Origin of the sequence: Acholeplasma equifetale ATCC 29724 (genome assembly GCF_000687735.1) — a bacterium.
Classification (GTDB): domain Bacteria; phylum Bacillota_I; class Bacilli_A; order Acholeplasmatales; family Acholeplasmataceae; genus Acholeplasma; species Acholeplasma equifetale.
Genome location: NZ_JHXL01000001.1, coordinates 88,995 through 106,343, shown reverse-complemented (window position 1 = coordinate 106,343; position 17,349 = coordinate 88,995). Strand labels below are relative to the sequence as shown.

16 protein-coding genes are annotated in these 17,349 nt (G+C 26.9%); all 16 read right to left on the bottom strand.

All coding sequences use genetic code 11. From position 1 onward, the window contains the following. Nucleotides 1-5: 5 nt before the first annotated feature. Nucleotides 6-1,049: an LLM class flavin-dependent oxidoreductase gene (locus T434_RS0100580; protein ID WP_026399456.1), complete on the bottom strand. Its 1,044-nt coding sequence runs from the start codon at nt 1,047-1,049 to the stop codon at nt 6-8. Then, nucleotides 1,042-1,848 carry a hypothetical protein gene (locus T434_RS0100575; RefSeq protein WP_026399455.1) on the bottom strand — a complete coding sequence of 269 codons (807 nt, stop codon included), beginning with the start codon at nt 1,846-1,848 and terminating at the stop codon, nt 1,042-1,044. Before T434_RS0100575 ends, T434_RS0100580 begins: the two co-directional genes overlap by 8 nt. An 89-nt stretch (nt 1,849-1,937) precedes the next feature. Then, nucleotides 1,938-2,492 (bottom strand): DUF2188 domain-containing protein, encoded by a 555-nt coding sequence (locus tag T434_RS07335; protein WP_051614259.1) that lies wholly within the window; start codon nt 2,490-2,492, stop codon nt 1,938-1,940. A 78-nt stretch (nt 2,493-2,570) separates the two neighbouring features. Further along, entirely contained in the window at nt 2,571-2,855 is a 285-nt protein-coding gene (locus T434_RS0100565; protein WP_051614258.1) for a DUF1294 domain-containing protein, read from the bottom strand. After that, nucleotides 2,852-3,193 (bottom strand): iron chaperone, encoded by a 342-nt coding sequence (locus T434_RS0100560; protein ID WP_425393895.1) that lies wholly within the window; start codon nt 3,191-3,193, stop codon nt 2,852-2,854. Before T434_RS0100560 ends, T434_RS0100565 begins: the two co-directional genes overlap by 4 nt. 45 nt (nt 3,194-3,238) lie before the next feature. After that, nucleotides 3,239-6,919 (bottom strand): AAA domain-containing protein, encoded by a 3,681-nt coding sequence (locus tag T434_RS0100555; protein WP_026399452.1) that lies wholly within the window; start codon nt 6,917-6,919, stop codon nt 3,239-3,241. Nucleotides 6,920-7,014: 95 nt separating this feature from the next. After that, complete coding sequence (locus T434_RS0100550) at nt 7,015-8,376, bottom strand: serine hydrolase domain-containing protein (protein ID WP_026399451.1); 1,362 nt, start codon at nt 8,374-8,376, stop codon at nt 7,015-7,017. 80 nt (nt 8,377-8,456) lie between these two features. After that, nucleotides 8,457-9,452 (bottom strand): ABC transporter substrate-binding protein, encoded by a 996-nt coding sequence (locus T434_RS0100545; protein ID WP_026399450.1) that lies wholly within the window; start codon nt 9,450-9,452, stop codon nt 8,457-8,459. Between the two features lies 1 nt (nt 9,453). Continuing rightward, complete coding sequence (locus T434_RS06270) at nt 9,454-10,251, bottom strand: iron ABC transporter ATP-binding protein (RefSeq protein ID WP_051614256.1); 798 nt, start codon at nt 10,249-10,251, stop codon at nt 9,454-9,456. After that, nucleotides 10,248-11,246 carry an iron chelate uptake ABC transporter family permease subunit gene (locus T434_RS0100535; RefSeq protein WP_162150555.1) on the bottom strand — a complete coding sequence of 333 codons (999 nt, stop codon included), beginning with the start codon at nt 11,244-11,246 and terminating at the stop codon, nt 10,248-10,250. The genes T434_RS06270 and T434_RS0100535 overlap by 4 nt, the downstream gene beginning before the upstream one ends. Then, nucleotides 11,239-12,213, bottom strand: a complete 975-nt coding sequence (locus T434_RS0100530) for an ABC transporter permease (protein ID WP_035357880.1) — start codon at nt 12,211-12,213, stop codon at nt 11,239-11,241. Before T434_RS0100530 ends, T434_RS0100535 begins: the two co-directional genes overlap by 8 nt. Then, nucleotides 12,210-12,524 (bottom strand): antibiotic biosynthesis monooxygenase family protein, encoded by a 315-nt coding sequence (locus T434_RS06265; RefSeq protein ID WP_162150554.1) that lies wholly within the window; start codon nt 12,522-12,524, stop codon nt 12,210-12,212. Before T434_RS06265 ends, T434_RS0100530 begins: the two co-directional genes overlap by 4 nt. A 96-nt stretch (nt 12,525-12,620) precedes the next feature. Beyond that, nucleotides 12,621-13,343, bottom strand: coding sequence for an HAD-IIB family hydrolase (locus T434_RS0100520; RefSeq protein WP_026399447.1), 723 nt, complete (start codon nt 13,341-13,343; stop codon nt 12,621-12,623). 12 nt (nt 13,344-13,355) lie between these two features. Further along, a complete protein-coding gene (gene rlmD / locus T434_RS0100515; protein ID WP_026399446.1) occupies nt 13,356-14,723 on the bottom strand; it encodes a 23S rRNA (uracil(1939)-C(5))-methyltransferase RlmD in 1,368 nt (455 codons plus the stop codon). A gap of 23 nt (nt 14,724-14,746) precedes the next feature. Continuing rightward, nucleotides 14,747-16,144, bottom strand: coding sequence for a 23S rRNA (uracil(1939)-C(5))-methyltransferase RlmD (gene rlmD, locus T434_RS06260; protein ID WP_245588305.1), 1,398 nt, complete (start codon nt 16,142-16,144; stop codon nt 14,747-14,749). Beyond that, nucleotides 16,131-17,342 carry a thiolase family protein gene (locus T434_RS0100505; protein WP_026399445.1) on the bottom strand — a complete coding sequence of 404 codons (1,212 nt, stop codon included), beginning with the start codon at nt 17,340-17,342 and terminating at the stop codon, nt 16,131-16,133. The genes rlmD (T434_RS06260) and T434_RS0100505 overlap by 14 nt, the downstream gene beginning before the upstream one ends. Between the last annotated feature and the right edge of the window lie 7 nt (nt 17,343-17,349).

Here is a 17,349-nt window from a genome sequence, read left to right as displayed (position 1 = left end):
ACCTCTTACTTTTTTAATAAATCCTTCACTTTAGGAACTACTTCTAGACCATATAATTTAATACTCTTCATGACATCTTCATGTGGCATGTAACTACCAGGTGTATGTAATAAGAAACGATTAATACCTAATTCTTTGATTGTTTTAGCAATCTTTTTAGCAACAAAATCAACATTTCCAACATAAAGTGGTCCGTATTCAATTGATGCTAAAAAACGCTCTTTACTTACTCTTGACCATCCTCTTTCTTCACCAATCTTTGAAAAACTTGCTTGATGGCTTTTAAAATAGCGATCTTTGAATTCTTTTTCATCCCCATCAGTAATAATACCATGTGAATGAACACCAATTTCCATTTTATTTATGTCATGTCCCGCTTCTTGGTAATGATATTTATATAAATCGATTAATGGTTTAAAACGTATTGGTTCACCACCAATAATCGCAAAAACAATAGGCAAACCTAATTTACCAGCACGAATAACTGAATTAGGCGTTCCACCAACAGCTATACTAACCTTTAAAGGTTTCTGGATACTTCTAGGATATATACTTAATCCATCAAGCCTTTGTGTATGCTCTGTACCAGACCAAAATACTTTTTCATTTTTTCTTATCTCAAGTAACATGTTAAGTTTGTCTGTAAATAATTGATCATAATCTTTCAAAACATAGCCAAATAATGGAAATGACTCAATAAAAGACCCTCTTCCAGCCATAATTTCTGCACGACCATCTGATAATATATCTAGTGTTGCAAAAGATTCATAAACTCTTACTGGATCTTCACTTGATAAAACAGTCACAGCACTTCCTAAATGTATATTTTTAGTTAACTTAGAGGCTGCAGCTAAAATAATTTCAGGATTTGATGCTGCATAATCTATTCGATGATGTTCTCCAATACCATAAAAATTTAATCCTACTTGATCAGCTAAAACAATTTCTTCAATTGCGTGATTAATTCTTTGGTCATGGGAAATCATTCCAGAATCTTTATCAACGCCGCTTTCTAAAAATGTAGTTATACCAAAAGTTAATTTACGCATTTTTCCATTCCTTATTTTTTATCCTCCACAATAATTTAGGATGTTTAGATAATTTTTCTCCAATCATTCCTGGAAATAAATCTTTAGTTCTCACTTCTAAAACTTTTAATCCTTCGATAAAACTTATCTCTTTTTCATTATATTCGAATAATGCATCTAATAGTATTTGATAAGAATCTTCTTGTTTAATTGTAGGCTCATAATCTAAATAACCTTCTAAAACTAAATAAAATAATACTATTTTTCTTAAAAAAGGGTATTGCTGAGGCAAAATCTTGTTTTCATCAATTAAAAACTTAATAGCATTCATATCTGTTTTGCCTAATAAATAATCAACAATAAAAATACCATAGTTTTCTAATAATGATAAACTGTGCATATGTAAATCTTCAAAAAAATCATCTTTTCTCGCATAAAATTCTGGTTTCAATATATGTTCGCGATTTAAATAATCAATATGAATTTCATAAACCTCATTTGTTAATAAATCTTTAACTTTATAATTATCAAAAGTTGTAGTGATTTTTGATTCTTTAACTAATAATTCAAAGTTTTTTTGAGTTAATAAATGTGGCAAATCTTCAATCATTCTTTTTCTTAATTCATTTAAATTTTCAGCAATCCCAGTTACATGAAAATCAAATTCTAAAAATGGTTTAATATTTTGATTGCGATTGAAAAAAAGCATTTGTATAGCAGATGTTCCCTTTAACTTTAAAACTTGAAATAAATGATGTTTATCAAATTGATTTAATATATCTCCTAAACGAATTAATCTTTTTAAATTGATTTTTTCCATAATTCACCTCTATAGTTAATTCCATTTTAGCATAAAAAAAACAAAACCCTTGTATAAGGGTTTTAAATTTTAATCAAATATAAAATATATTATTTTTTACTATAATCTTGTTTACGAATTGTACCATCACGTTTGTGAATAACAATTGATGCATCTTGGTTTTTAGCTAATTCTTGTGCAAATTCAATTGCTTCTTTTTGTGTATTAAAATACTTAATTGTTTTTTTACTTCCAGACTTTCTTACACGCCATTTACCAAAATGTTCAGAATCTTCATCTTTGTTTTGAGAAACATGATATTTCTGAGCCTGAGATTTAGAGTTTTCCTTCTTTGGTTCATCCTTTAAAGGTTGCTCATCCGCTTCATCTTCTTCGTCATCGTCAATTTCATCATCTAAAGAAACACTTTCTTCTTTGATCTTTTTAGATTCAGATTTAGTTTCACTTATCGGTTCTTTTACAACTGGTTCGCTTTGAGGTTTAACTGGTTGAGTTGCTTTAGCTTCTTGTGCTACAGGCTTTGAAACATTTTTCTTTTTATTACCTAAGATAACAAATAATAAAATTAACACAATTAAAGCAGCAACACCACCAATAATAATCCATTCAGTTCCCCAACTTGAAATATTATCAAAATCGAACATTTTATCCTCCTAATATACCTTTATAATCCTATTTTACTAAATTTATTTCAAAATAACAAATATTGTTTATGTATATATTTACATTGTCTGTTTAAAAATGAAATAAGCAACGCCTATATGAAGAAAGAGTGACAACCAATTGACAACTACAAAATACCAATGCTTTGTTTTATGTCTTAATGCATATAAACCTAATAATCCTCCAAGAGAACCCAAAAGAAAACTTGCAAGTAAAAGTGTTTTTTCTTGAATTCTATATTTATTTTTTATAGAACGTTTCTTATCATTTCCATATAAAAAGAATGTAAAAAGTGATAATAAAAACCATGCACTTAAATAAATTAATAGTCCAGTTGATATCATGATTCTCTCCAAAATTTTTTATAATTTTTTTTATCCTCAATTTGAAAATCAATTATTCTTTTTAGTAAATCATAATTAATTTCTTGTTTAAATTGTATTTGAAATAAATGACTTGAGTCTTTATATCGACTTTCTTGAATGGATTTTCTAAAATAATCTAATGTATATTTTTCTGGTGCAACAGACATATGGTTTTTTGCTGCTGTGACAGAAATAATAAACGTTTGATCTTTTGTAAACATTGGTTGGTTCCATCGAATTTCTAATGTTAACGGAAAATTATTCTTTATCCAATTCACAAATTCAACATATTTTGTTTTATTTATTTCATCTTTAATCGTATGTTCAACATATTGTTCAAAAGACGTTATATACCCCACAAATTATCTCCTTAAATGATTTTTTATTTCTCTTACTATTTTACTTGGATTTTCATAATAAGTCGTTGAAAATACACGATAAACCTTCCATCCTCTACTTTCTAAGAATTTTTCTTGATGTAGAAAATCTTTTCTTGCTATAGCATTTGGGCTCATATGAGTAAGTATAGCTAAATCATAACTTGTTTGATCATTATTTTTTATAGCTAAGTCAATACGATATTGTCCAATACCTATATTTTCATCGACTTCCAATCCATTTCGTTCTAATCTTTGTTTCAAGTCAGTGGCTAATTGATGTTTTAATACTTTTTGAGTATTTAATTCTTTTTCATGTAATTCATTTAAGATGCTTTGAGCCATTTGATAATTTTGATTTGAAATAAAGTAGCAGTATCGCATAAAATCTTTTAATAATTTTGGTCCGCGATTCATTAAGTCATCTACTTCAAATTCTTCAGGGTATAAACTTGACACAAAATATATTTTCTTTTTGGCTCTTGTAATAGCAACATTCAAGCGGTTTTCTCCACCTTCTTGATTAAGCCATCCAAAACGTCTATATACTCTATTGGATTCATCTTTGCCATAGCCCATTGAAAATATAATAATATCTCTTTCATCACCTTGAACATTTTCAATATTTTTTATGAATAGACTTTTGTCTTCATCATCGTCTTTTCTTATAAGTTCTTTTTGAAATAATTCTTGATATTGTCCTTTAGTATATGTTTCTTTATCAATTAAATTATGAATTAAATCTCTTTGTGAACTATTAAATGTGATAATTCCGATACTTTCATTATTTTTTCTATTTTTAAGAATTATTTTTACAATATCAACAACTTTTTTTGCTTCATTTAAGTTTTTCTTTTGTATAAACTTGCCATTCGGTACATAAACATATTCAATCGCTTTATCATGTTTGATTAATCGGTTAGGTGAAACAATTAAATTACCATCATAAAACGCATGATTAGAAAATAAAATCAATTCTTCAAATTGTGATCGGTAATGATAATTTAATAACGTTTCATGATATTTAAACCTTGCTAAATCTAATAAACTTTTCGCATCAAACGAAACATCTTTCATTGTTTCTTCTTCGAACAGCTCATCTTCTTCAAAAATTCTACCACTTCCAAGACTTGATGGTCTTAATTGTTTAGGATCTCCTGCTATTACAACTTTTTTAGCTCTATAAATTGCAGGTATCCCTTTTTCAACATACATTTGACTTGCCTCATCAAATATAACAACATCAAACATTCCTGCTCTAAGTGGCATAATTCCAGATAATACTTCAGGCGTCATCATCCATAGACGAATATGATTTAACATCTCTACTTCAAATATTTCCATAAATGCCTTAATGCTTGGTCTTTGTTGACTATCAAGAATACGTTTAATATCCATAATTCGTTTTGTATTATTTAAATTAAGTGCGTTTTTATATAAAGCCATTTCAAATGACTCATAACTTAAGTTACGTTTCTCATCCATAAGGCTTTTTAGTTCCTGCATCATATCATGATAATTTTCTACTGTATTAATTGTTTTTTGATGCATACTTAATTGATTTTCAATATAACCTGTATAAATTGCTTTAAATAAATAAGAAAGTTTCTTTTCTTGATTTTTAATACTTAATAAGGCATTCTCATCGACAATCATCTTAATAAATGTTTTTACACTATTTTTAAGTTCTTCAAATTTTTGCTGGATTACATTAAAATTATTTACCGTTTCGTATAAATATATTATAAATTCTTGGTCTCTTACTAAAGCTTTAGATAATTGTTTATAACTGTTCTTTTTAAGAAGTTTAAATTGTTTTAAAGTCTCGATATTGTTTTTAATTAATTTTCTTTTTTTAAGGAATGAAAGTTTTTGATTTACCTTTTCTTTTAAATCTTCTAAAAATGAAAGGTATTCTTTTTTGTCACTTCTTGATAAATTGACTTGATAATTTTTTAATATTGGATATTTAGTTAAATTAGACTGATATTTTACAAATTGTTTAAAGGTTTGCTCTTTAACAAGTTCACTTTCAATAAATTTTAATTCATTGTATTTGAATATTTTAAAATATTTCATATACAAATTAAAAACTAAAGTTGGTGTTAAATCATCTTGAATTTCTCGATCTTGCAAATAATTAACATATAAATCATCAAGTGATGTTTGACCATTATTTTTAAATAATAAATCAATTACTTTGTCTAATTCATCTAAACGTTTATCAATTTTTCGATCAAGTTCATATTGGTCATTATTTAATGTTCTAACAGGTGGTAATGGATTAATAAACTGTTTTAAATTTTCATAAAAATCGTTTTTATTTTGATGATCATCAATTTTCATTGCATATTTACTTGCATTCTTTAAACGTGAGTAGATGACATCTAAAGCAACTTTCTTTTCTGAAATAACTAATACATTATCACCTCTTAATATGCTTTTAGCGATAAGTGATGTAATTGTTTGACTTTTTCCTGTTCCAGGCGGTCCCCAAATAACTAATTTTTGATATTTATCTAAAAGCTCAATAACTTTTTCTTGTGAATAGTTTAAGTCATTAATATACATTAAATTTTCTTCATCAACATTATCATTCGAAATTTTAAATTGCGTCACTTGGTCTTTTTCAAATAAATCTTTTTCATCAATCAATCCTTCTAATAAATCATTATACTTTTGATTTTTTAAGATTTCTTCCATATCTTTTTGAATACTTGATGAAAAAATACCAATATTAGAAAGTGTTATAAATGGTTTAATGTGAAAAGCTTTTTTATCAATAATATGCATGTATTCATCTTTTGTCATTGATTCAAACGATTTAACTTCAAATGATTTAACTTGTGTAATTGGTAGACCATGTTTTTGATAAAAAGGAATAATCATACTATTGATAATAGATTCATTGAGTTCTTCTATCGTTGGTAGATCTTGATCAATCGTTGATTTGCCTAATTTCGATGTATATAAAAGTAAATCCCTATTTAATAAAATATCTTTATCCAAATCCTTTTTAATCGTAAATGTTTTTAAAGTTCTCTCTAGAATTACAGGAATGTAGATTAAAGGTGCTTTAATCAAGAATTTTTCTTTTGCTATATAACCTTCAACAAATAAATAATTAATATAAAGTTGATAGATACCAGTTTCTTTAAACTGTTTATTAACCTCTCGATATAATTTAACAAGATAGTCAACATGTTTTTGATCTTTTGTTACAATTTTTAATTGCTTAGTTCGTTTATTCCATAAAAATGGTAAAATTTCCTCATAATTTTCAATCATTGATAAATCAAAAGTGTGTGTTTGATCAACTCTTCCCAAGTAAAGATTTCGATTGTTTTTACTTAAATCACTTAATCGATCTTTATAACGATATAAAACTTGATATGCTTTCTTGCTCACCTTTACAGTCTTTGATGTTTCATTTGAGTATTTTAAAATAATATTTAAAAAATCTTGAGCATATTTTTCAATAAATTTTTCATCTAAACCAGAAATCGCATGAAAATCAGATAGCTTAAGAGGTTTTCTTTTTGCAATATCTTTTAATGCGTCGTCACTACATACAAAAGCATTCACACCAAATGATGCTTCTTGTAATCGAATTTGATCTCTTAATTGATCTAATTGTTCTAATAGTGTATTCTTCTTTAATGCCATATAATCAACCTCTTTCTAATACTATTGTAACATGTTATTTTAAATGAAAGAATTATAGTTTTAGATAAATAAAAAAGTAAACCTATAATTTAGGCTTACTTTTTAAGTGTTGTTGTAAATTTTTGATAATAAAAATTAACATTGACATCAAATATAAATTTAAGTTCATTATTCTCATTTTTAAGTGTATAGGTCACAATATATGGTGTTTCTAAATATCTTACTTTCAATACTAAAGTATTTTCATCAATAAAATATGTTTGAAGATTGTGTTTTAATTTCATCCAATCATAACTTCTAACAAAATAACTTTCACCAAATGTATCTTTTTCAAAATTAAGTTCAAATTTTGAAATTTGATCAAACTCATCTTTAATAAGCACTTCTTTTTCATTAATGATAATTTTCTTTAAATTTAAAGTGTTATTGGTGAATTGATATTCACCCAATGGTAATTTATAAGTTGGTTTAATATCATATTTGACGTTAAATATATCTAATACTTCATTCATTTCCAAATTGAGTTTTTCATCATATTCATTCACAAAGTATTTATCGAATAAATAAAACATTCTTTCAAAATTAATACTTTCTGACATCGTAATAATCCCAATATCATATTTCGGGATCATATATACGATTTGACCAAAAGCACCATCCATACGATATGTTCCATTTGGCATAATATGAAAACTTAATCCATATGCTCTTCCAATATAATCTGTATTTGGTAAACCAAAGTAACTTTGTTTTAAAGTTTGAATGGATGAAGCCATTTTTATGTATTCTTTAGATACAATTCTTTTTCCATTAAATTCGCCCTGATTTAACATAAGTTTTCCAACTTTAATTAAATCATCAAAAGCAATCGCTAATCCAAATCCACCAAATGTATAATCTTTTGTTTCAAACCATTGGTCACTTAAAATATCCATTGGTTCGAATATTTTTTCACGGACAAAGTCCTTTAATTTTTTTTGAGTAATATTAGTAATAATCACACTTAACATATGAGTTGATAGACTTGAGTATTGATAATAACTACCTGGTTCAAATAATTGATTTTTTTCAAAAAACAATTTAACCCAATCGAGTTCTTTTTTCATTTCAATAACACTTTCTTTTTCTAAACCTGATGTCATTGTAAGTAAGTGTTTAACCTTTATACGGTTTACTGCTGGATTAATTTTATATGAACTTAAATCAATATATTTAGTAACATAATCATCTAAAGATATTTTATGTTCATCGTAAAGTATACCAATTGCTAAAGATGTAATGGATTTTGTAATAGAAAATACTGTTTTTGAATATGAATCATGACTATATGGGTATTTTACAAACTTAAATAGCGTATCATTTTTATCAATAACTGCAAAATGACTCATATCAATGTCATGACAATTTTTCATTTCATTAAAAAAGCCTGTTAGGCGAAGATTTAAATTTTTGTACATAGTTTTCAACCTCATCACTATTATATAGCAAACTAAATAAAAAGATGTATCTTAATTTGAAATTAAAATACATCTTGTAATTATTCAACTACTTTTTTTAAATCTTTAATCATTGTTTCTGTTGAACTCAATCCACCTGGTAAAATATACCATGCATATGAATCAAGAACAACAATTTTTGAATTTTTACCAGCATTCGTATTTAAAATTAAAGGATTATTGATAATTTCTATGATAGAACCACTCGTTCCTATTGCAGCTCCTCTATCCATAAATAAAATGACATCTGGATTTACTGCTGAAATATATTCAAAAGTAACACTATTTCCATGGCTATTAAATGTTTCTTGATTTGGATCAGCTGCAGAAAAACCAAAATCACTAAAAACAGTATGATATCTTGAGTTTAATCCAAAAACAGATAATTGACCTTCATTAATTGAAACAAATAATGTATTTAATCCGTTTGCTTTTAAATTGATTTCAAGAATTTTTTCTTCAAACTCAAGGATTTTTTGATTTAATATATCTTTTGCATTTGGGAAAATAAGTCCAATATTATGAAATACCTCTTTTTGAATAGAAAATGAGTAATTTGTATTTGAAACATCTAGAATATCCGCCATTGGATACTTTTCTTTTAATGTTTCATATAGACTTGCACTACGTCCACCAATAATAATTAAATCAGGCAACATTAAATCTAATGTATCATAATTAGGTTCAAACAATGTACCAATATTTGGGTATTTATCTTTTTTAAATTCATCTAATACTGGTGGTAAATTACTTTTTGCAATACCTAATAATGAAAAATCATAATTTTCTAAATCAGTTTGTAAAAAGATATCTGCAACTTCTAATGTAAATACTGCAACAACTTTTGGATTTACCTTAAATGTTTCAGTTACATTAACTCGTTCATAAATAATTTTTCCGTCTTTATCCTCACCAATTTTTTTACTAACTTGATGTGTAATTGAGACTTTTTCAAAATCGCCATTTTGAAAATCAAATGAACAAGCAGCTAAAAATATTAAATTCAATGTAAGTAATGTTAAAAATATCTTTCTCATTCTACAATATCCCTTCTTTTGAATTTTTTATTTGTGCATCTAATATATTATGATAAACGCAGAATTTTTTACCATCAACTTCTCGAATACAAAATTGATGATCGTAAATTTCGTTTAAAACTTCAACATGCATTAAATCATCCATATTACCTTCGAATTGAACTCTACCGTCTTTTATCGCAATAACATAATCGCAAAATGTTGCAGCAATGTTAATGTCATGCATCACAACAATAATTGTTTTCCCTAATTCTTCAACTAACTTTTGTAACAATAACATCATTTCTACAGCATATTTCATATCTAAATTATTAAGTGGTTCATCTAATAAAATATATTTTGTATCTTGAACCAAAATCATAGCAAGCATGACGCGTTGTAACTGACCACCTGATAATGTATCAATGTACTGATGTCTAATACTATCTAATTTTAAATATTTAATAACTTCTTCAATCTTTTCTTTACATGCTTTGCTTAATCGTCCTTTAGTGTGCGGATATCGACCAAATGCAATAAGCTCTTCACTTGTAAGTTTTAAATTAAAATTATTAGATTGTTTTAAAACAGCTATTGTTTTACTTAAGTCTTCTTTATTAGTTAATACATTGACATCATCTATTTCAATAACACCACTTTTAATTGGAACTAAACGTGAAATTACATTAAATAATGTTGTTTTCCCCGCACCATTAGGACCAATAATTGCTGTAATTTTATTTTCAGGAATGGTAATATTAATATTTTTTAAAATATCTTTATGGCCATAACTTTGGTTGACATTTTCTAGTTTAATCATATTTTATGCTCCTTTACAATTAGGTAAATCATATAGCTTCCACCAACAATTGAAATAAAAGTTGTTACTGTTGTAACAAATCCGGTCAACTCAATGATGGATTGTCCTAATGCTAAAAAGATTATTGAAATTATCGATGACGTGAAAAATAAATGTTTATGCTGATACTTTTTAGTAAACTCTCTTGCTAAATTAACACTTAATAATCCTAAAAATGATAATGGTCCTACAAGAGCAGTTGAAATGGCTGTTAATAATGAAACAAATATTAATGAAGTATATGTTTCTTTTGAATAATTAATTCCTAAATTTTTTGCATAAACTTCTCCAAGCTGCATGACATCATATGTATAATGCTTTCGATATAAATAAATCATACTTATCACAACAATAGGTAAAACCCAAAATATTAAATTAACCTCAATATTTGTAATCGAAACAGAAGTTAAACTTGCTACTGTTTGAAACTCTTCAGGATGCATTAAAACTTGTAAAAAAGACGCATAATTTTGGGCTAACGTTGATAAAACCATACCAATAAGTAAAAGTAAGATGATGTTATTTTTATTCTTCTTTAAAACAAATTGATACATAAGTAAAGTTACACCCATCATCAATAAAACACTAACCATAAAGTTTAATTGTAAGTTAATTAATAATGGCGAAATACTTCCCATAAAAAATACAATTGTTGTTTGAGTGACTGCATAAATACTTTCAAATCCGAGTAAAGATGGTGTTAATATTTTATTTTGTGTAAGTGTTTGAAAAATTAAAGTTGTAAAAGAAATGATAACACCAACTATTAAGAACGCAACTATATGCATCGTTCTTCTTAATACAATTTGTCCAATCATTTGAAAAACATATGGTGCTCGATTTGGATCTGATAAGCTATATTGAATAACTTGCCATTGTGAAACTAAAAATATGGATAAATAAGTAATTACGGAAACAATACTAATTATAATTAGGAGGAAATTCTTATTACGCATGTTTAACCCTCCTAAATATTAACCATAAAAATATAATCGATCCAATAATTCCCATAATGAATCCAACACTTAACTCATAACGCATTCCTGTAAAAATGAAAATAAGTGTACGAGCTAAAAGGTCACAAATGAATACAAAAATTGAACCAAATATTGCAATATCCCAAATGTTCTTTTTAAGATTATCTCCATAATAGATTGAAACAATATTTGGAATAATTAAACCTAAAAATGGTAATGGTCCAACAACAATATATGTGCTTGCAGAAATTAATGAAACAATTAATAGTCCAATCGTTAAAACTTTATTATATTTGACACCTAAATTTTGACTAAAATCTTTTCCCATTGAAACAATACTAAATTTTGTAACATACATAAATGCAAAAATCAATGCTGGTACTATTAACAAAATTATCTCATATGTTCCAATTGTTTTATTTGTAAAACTCCCAACACCAATAGCATTTAAGACTTGTAAAGTGTTCGTCATTTGAGCTATCAATGTCGTTAAAGCACCAATTAGTGATCCGAACATAAGACCAATAAGTGGTATATATATTTCATTTTTAAACTGTATTTTATTTAAAAAATATAAAAAGAAAAAAGTAGCTAACATCGATAAGCTAAATGAAAATAAAAATTTACCCCATATTGGTGTTCCTGGGATTAGTAAACTTGTTAGTAAAATACCTAATGCTGCTGCTTGTGTAGTACCAGCTATGGAAGGTGCGACAAATTTATTTCTTCCAATTGCTTGCATAATTAATCCTGCAACAGATAATGCACTAGCTGTGAGTAAAATGGTTATTGTTCTAGGAATTCTAGATATAAAAAGAATTTCTAATGCCTCTGGATTACCTTGTAAAATCGTGATTAAGTTGACATCTTCTCTAGCATCTATGCCAAGTGACAAAATCATTAAAATGATTAACATAATGATGCTAATTATTCGTTTTTTATTCATTTTGATGCAATTAAATAATATGCCTCTCTAGAAGATTCTAAAATATATTCAGGTTTTTGATTGTGTGAGTGATTCTTATCCTTGTGCATAGCAATATGTTCAGGAGAGCCTTCCCAAGCAAAAAACGCTTTCTTATCTTCCCAATAAATATGTTGCTTAAAAAGATCGTATTCACGATTTATGCGATCAACATATAATTCTGATTTTACAAAACCTTTAAAGTTTTCAATCAGACCAGGTTTAAGAAAACGTTCAAGAATTTCTTGTTCGTAGCCTTTTTTGACTTTCATAGTCCTTACAATGACGTACATATTCAATTTTCCTTTCGTTCTACAAAGTTACTAATTTATATTTTATATGATTAAGCCAACTTTTACAATGAAATTAGTGCTATACCATAAAATATTTTATATTTTACCAACATTTACTTTTATTAATTCTTCAAAAGATTCAATAATTTTATATGATTTTTTACTTTGAACTTGATGATTAGAAACTAAATAACCGTCAAACATATCTATCATTTCCAAATCATTTTCCGAATCACCTAACACAAAAATCTCATTGTTCAATAGACCTAAATCCCTTAAATACATAATAGCAATCCCTTTATGAATGTTTTTAGCTATAATTTCAATATAATCATGTGTTGTTCCAGCAATATAATATACATTAAAAACATCTTTAAATTCTTCTTCTAAAACTTTTTTTAATGTTAGGTTTTTATCTTGTTTTTGAAATGTATATGCGACCTTTAACAACGGTTCATTAGGCAAATAATATTGATCAACAAAATCTAAATAAATATATCGTTCACTAACTAAATTATCATTATATGTTTTTATTATTTGGTTTAATTTCTCTGAATTATGATGACTCATTGAAAAATGATGTAGTCTTTCATTATTTTTATTTAAGATTAAAGCACCACTACATAAAATTAAATAGTCATATTCAAATTGATGCTTAGCCATTTCTCTTGCAAAACTATCATGCCCACGACCAGTAGCAATCATAAATTGATGGCCTTGTTGTCTTAATTTTTTGACTAAATCCATATTTTCATATAATTCTTTTTCGCTTCGATAAAATGTACCATCATAATCTACGATGAATGTTTTATATTGCATAAAATCCCTTTTCTATTTTTTGAGTTCTAATAATGTCACACTTTCAACTAATGGCGTGTATGGAAACATATCCAAAGGTTGTATTTCTACGACATTATAATACTTAACGAGTTCAGCTATATCTTTAGCAAGTGTGGACGGATTACATGATCCATACACTATTTTTTTAGGTAAATACTTAATAACTTGGTTTATAGTTTCTAATCCTAAACCTGTTCTAGGAGGATCAAAAAACATAACATCAATTTTTATATTTTTTAAATTTTTTAAAGCTATACTAAAATCATTTTGAATTACTTCGACATTGAAAATTCGATTTCGTTTAAGCGATTCTTTGGCGCTTTTAACTGATTTTTCTTCAATTTCAATAGCATATACTTTTTGACATGCATCATAAACATAATGACTTACAGGAGCAATTCCTGCATATGCATCAACAACAATATCATCTTTTTTAAGTTGAGCTAAAGATTTCATTTTTTTATAAAAAATATCAGCCATCTCAGTATTTAATTGGAAAAAAGCTTCAGGATACAAATGATAAAATTGATTATTTAATTTTTCAGTGATTGTTAATTTTCCATAAATAAGTTCAAATTGTTTTGAAAAGAAAACTTGTTCTTTATACTTATTTGTATAAAACACATAAACTGAAACAACTTCAGGAAACTTATTTACCAATTTTTCAACAACTTCTTTTACTTTATCAAATTTTCTCATGAGTAAAAAAGAAATTTGTGTTTCACCTGAATAATGTGCTCTTCTTACAACAACGCTTTTAATAAATCCTTGCTTTGTTTTAGAAATATACGCATCAAAATGATATTCATCAAGGATAGTTTCCAAATATTGAATAATTTTATTGATTATTGGATTTTGAACTGGTGAATCATTAACTGGTATAAATTCATTGCTTTTTTCGGCGTATAATCCAAATTTATTTTTACCGTTAATTCTTCTTATAGGTAAAGAAACTTTATTACGATAACCAAAAGGTTCTTTCATACCAATCATTGGTTTGATTTTTTTATAATTAATTTTTTCTTTAACATAGTGATTTAAAGCATTAACAATAATATCTCGTTTTAATGTTAATGATCTTTTATACGTCATATGTTGCATGCTATATGCACCACATGCATCATACTCAGGATATAGTACTTCTAATCTATCTGGACTTTGATTCTTGATTTTTTCAATATCTCCTACAATTCTATTAGGATAAATTTCTTTAACCCTTACGATAACAGTTTCTCCTGGAAGGGCATGATCAACAAAAACAGTTAATCTATTATAATATCCAATACCTTCACCGTTAATTCCAATTTTTTTTATTTCAACTTCTATTAAATCATTTATTTTTATTTGATGATTAATCATAAACTACACGCTTTCTTTTTGGTTCAATTAATTTTTTTAAGTTCTAAAAGCGTCACACTTTCAACTAAACTTGTATAAGGAAACATATCAAATGGTATAATTTCCTTAATTTCATAAATATCAATCAATTCATTTAAATCTTTAGCTAGTGTTGAAGGATTACATGACCCATAAACAATTCGACTTGGTTTTTTAAGTTTAATCACATCGATTGTTTCTTTTCCTAAGCCAATACGTGGTGGATCAAATAATATCACATCGATATGTTTATTTAAAAATCTTTCCTTTAAAACATCTTTGAAATCACCTTCGATAACTTCAACATTATGAATATTATTTTTTATTAAAGATGCTTTAGCAGCTAATGCTGATTCTTCATTAATTTCTATTGCATAAACTTTTTTACAGTAAGAATGAATATAATGACTTATAGGTGCAATACCTGCATAAGCATCGATAACGACATCATTTTTTGATAATTTTGCTAAAGTTTTCATAGCCTCATAAAAATGATGTGCTTGATAAGTATTAAGTTGGAAAAATGCTTCAGGTTTTAATGTAAATTCATAACCGCCTAAATTTTCATTAATTGATTCTTTTCCATATAATAGGTTTGAATTTTCATTTAAAAATGTTTGTCGTTTAATATCTGGTTGAACAACTTCATAAACACTTTTAACCATTGGGTGATATTCAATAAGTTCTTGTATAAAATTATCCATTGATGGTAATTCTTTAACAGTAATTAATGACACTTGAATTTCTTCTAAATTTTCTGAAATTCTAACAACACCATGTGTTAAATAACCCATTTGAGTATAAAAATCGTAACTATCTATATGGTATTTATCCATCAGGTAAGTTAATGTTTTAAAAATTTCATTGATTGTTGGATGTTGTATACCACAATCTTCAATTGGAACAAAATAGTTACTTCCTCTTTCATACATTCCAAAATGATTTTTACCATCTATTTTTTTAAATGGTAATGATGCTTTATTTCTATAATGCATTGGAAAATCCATCCCAATTGTATCTCTAATAATAGATTTTGAATAGTTTCCCAAATAGCGATCAAGGGACTTCATTAAAATGTCTTTTTTTTGTTCTAACATTGCCTCGTAATTAAAATGTTGTGTTTGACAACCTCCACAAACATCATATACTGGACAAAACGGGTCAATACGGTCTTTAGATTCGTTAATTACTTTAATTAATTCAGCAACAGCACGATTAGGATAAACTTCTTTAATACGAACTAATACCTTTTCACCAGGTAATGCATGATCAACAAAAATAGCTAATCTTTCATAATAGCCAATGCCTTCACCATTAATACCCATTCTTTTTATATCTAGTTCTAGTAAATCATTTAATTTAACATGTTGTTGCATAATGTCACCTCTTTTAAATTGATGCATTTTCAATAAGTAATGCGATTCCTAAACCTCCACCAATACATAAACTTGATAAACCATAACGAAGTTTATTTCTTAGCATATGATGTATTTGTGTAACAACAATACGATTCCCACTCATACCAATAGGATGTCCTAAAGCAATCGCACCACCAAGTGGATTAATTTTATTTAAAATTTTATTTTCATCAATGTTTAATTCTTTTGATAATTTTTTAACAACGCTTAAAACTTGAATAGAAAATGCTTCATTTAATTCAATCGTATCAATTTCATCAAGAGTTAGATTTGTATTTTTTAGTATTTTATTAACAGCAGGGACAATTCCTAATCCATAATTTTGTGGACTAACACCAACTTTTGCGTATGAAATTATTTTTGCAAGTGGTTTTATTTGATGTTTTTTAACATATGATTCACTTGCAAGTATGACAAAACTAGCACCATCGTTCATACCTGAAGCGTTACCAGCTGTAATTATACCGTTTGATTTAAATATAGGTTTTAATTGTGCTAACTTTTCTAAAGAAGTTTCTGGACGAATATGTTCATCGTTTTCAAAAATCTTAACTTGATTTTTAGTTTTTATTTCAATTGGAACAATTTCATCTTTAAATAATCCTAAATTTAAAGCCTCTGAGGCTTTCATGTGACTTTGATATGCAAATAGATCAGATTCTTCTCTGGTAACTAAAAGATGATCAACAACCTTTTCAGCAATAACGCCCATGTGTTCTTCTGTAAAAGCATCTATTAATCCATCTTTAATAATGCCATCTTTTAATTCAAAATTATTAAATTTAACACCGCTACGAATGTTAGAATCAATATAAAAAGGGGACTGACTCATAGACTCAATACCACCTGCAACAACTAAGTTTGCATCTTTTTCTCTAATAGCTAAATAACCTTGAATGATACTTAACATACCAGATCCGCAAACCATGTTTACTGAAAATGTTGGAATTGATTCATCTAATCCCGCTTTAAGTGCAATTTGACGTGAAACACCTTGGCCGTGATTAGCACTCAAAACTTGTCCAACAATAACTTCGTCAATATCTTTTGAATTAATATTCTTACTTTGAATTGTTTCTTTTAATACATGTGCAGCATAATCTACTAATGGAAGATCTTTTAAAGTTCCTAAAAACGATCCAATTGGACTACGTTTAGATGCAATGATGTATACATTTTCCATGAAAACC

Bases quoted from the DNA above. Each gene is read 5' to 3' on its own strand.
- T434_RS0100505 (WP_026399445.1), bottom strand. From the start codon at position 17,342: ATGGAAAATGTATACATCATTGCATCTAAACGTAGTCCAATTGGATCG.
- T434_RS0100535 (WP_162150555.1), bottom strand. From the start codon at position 11,246: ATGCGTAATAAGAATTTCCTCCTAATTATAATTAGTATTGTTTCCGTA.
- T434_RS07335 (WP_051614259.1), bottom strand. From the start codon at position 2,492: ATGTTCGATTTTGATAATATTTCAAGTTGGGGAACTGAATGGATTATT.
- T434_RS0100545 (WP_026399450.1), bottom strand. From the start codon at position 9,452: ATGAGAAAGATATTTTTAACATTACTTACATTGAATTTAATATTTTTA.
- T434_RS0100580 (WP_026399456.1), bottom strand. From the start codon at position 1,049: ATGCGTAAATTAACTTTTGGTATAACTACATTTTTAGAAAGCGGCGTT.
- rlmD (WP_026399446.1), bottom strand. From the start codon at position 14,723: ATGATTAATCATCAAATAAAAATAAATGATTTAATAGAAGTTGAAATA.
- rlmD (WP_245588305.1), bottom strand. From the start codon at position 16,144: ATGCATCAATTTAAAAGAGGTGACATTATGCAACAACATGTTAAATTA.
- T434_RS0100550 (WP_026399451.1), bottom strand. From the start codon at position 8,376: ATGTACAAAAATTTAAATCTTCGCCTAACAGGCTTTTTTAATGAAATG.
- T434_RS06270 (WP_051614256.1), bottom strand. From the start codon at position 10,251: ATGATTAAACTAGAAAATGTCAACCAAAGTTATGGCCATAAAGATATT.
- T434_RS0100565 (WP_051614258.1), bottom strand. From the start codon at position 2,855: ATGATATCAACTGGACTATTAATTTATTTAAGTGCATGGTTTTTATTA.
- T434_RS0100530 (WP_035357880.1), bottom strand. From the start codon at position 12,213: ATGAATAAAAAACGAATAATTAGCATCATTATGTTAATCATTTTAATG.
- T434_RS0100575 (WP_026399455.1), bottom strand. From the start codon at position 1,848: ATGGAAAAAATCAATTTAAAAAGATTAATTCGTTTAGGAGATATATTA.
- T434_RS06265 (WP_162150554.1), bottom strand. From the start codon at position 12,524: ATGTACGTCATTGTAAGGACTATGAAAGTCAAAAAAGGCTACGAACAA.
- T434_RS0100555 (WP_026399452.1), bottom strand. From the start codon at position 6,919: ATGGCATTAAAGAAGAATACACTATTAGAACAATTAGATCAATTAAGA.
- T434_RS0100520 (WP_026399447.1), bottom strand. From the start codon at position 13,343: ATGCAATATAAAACATTCATCGTAGATTATGATGGTACATTTTATCGA.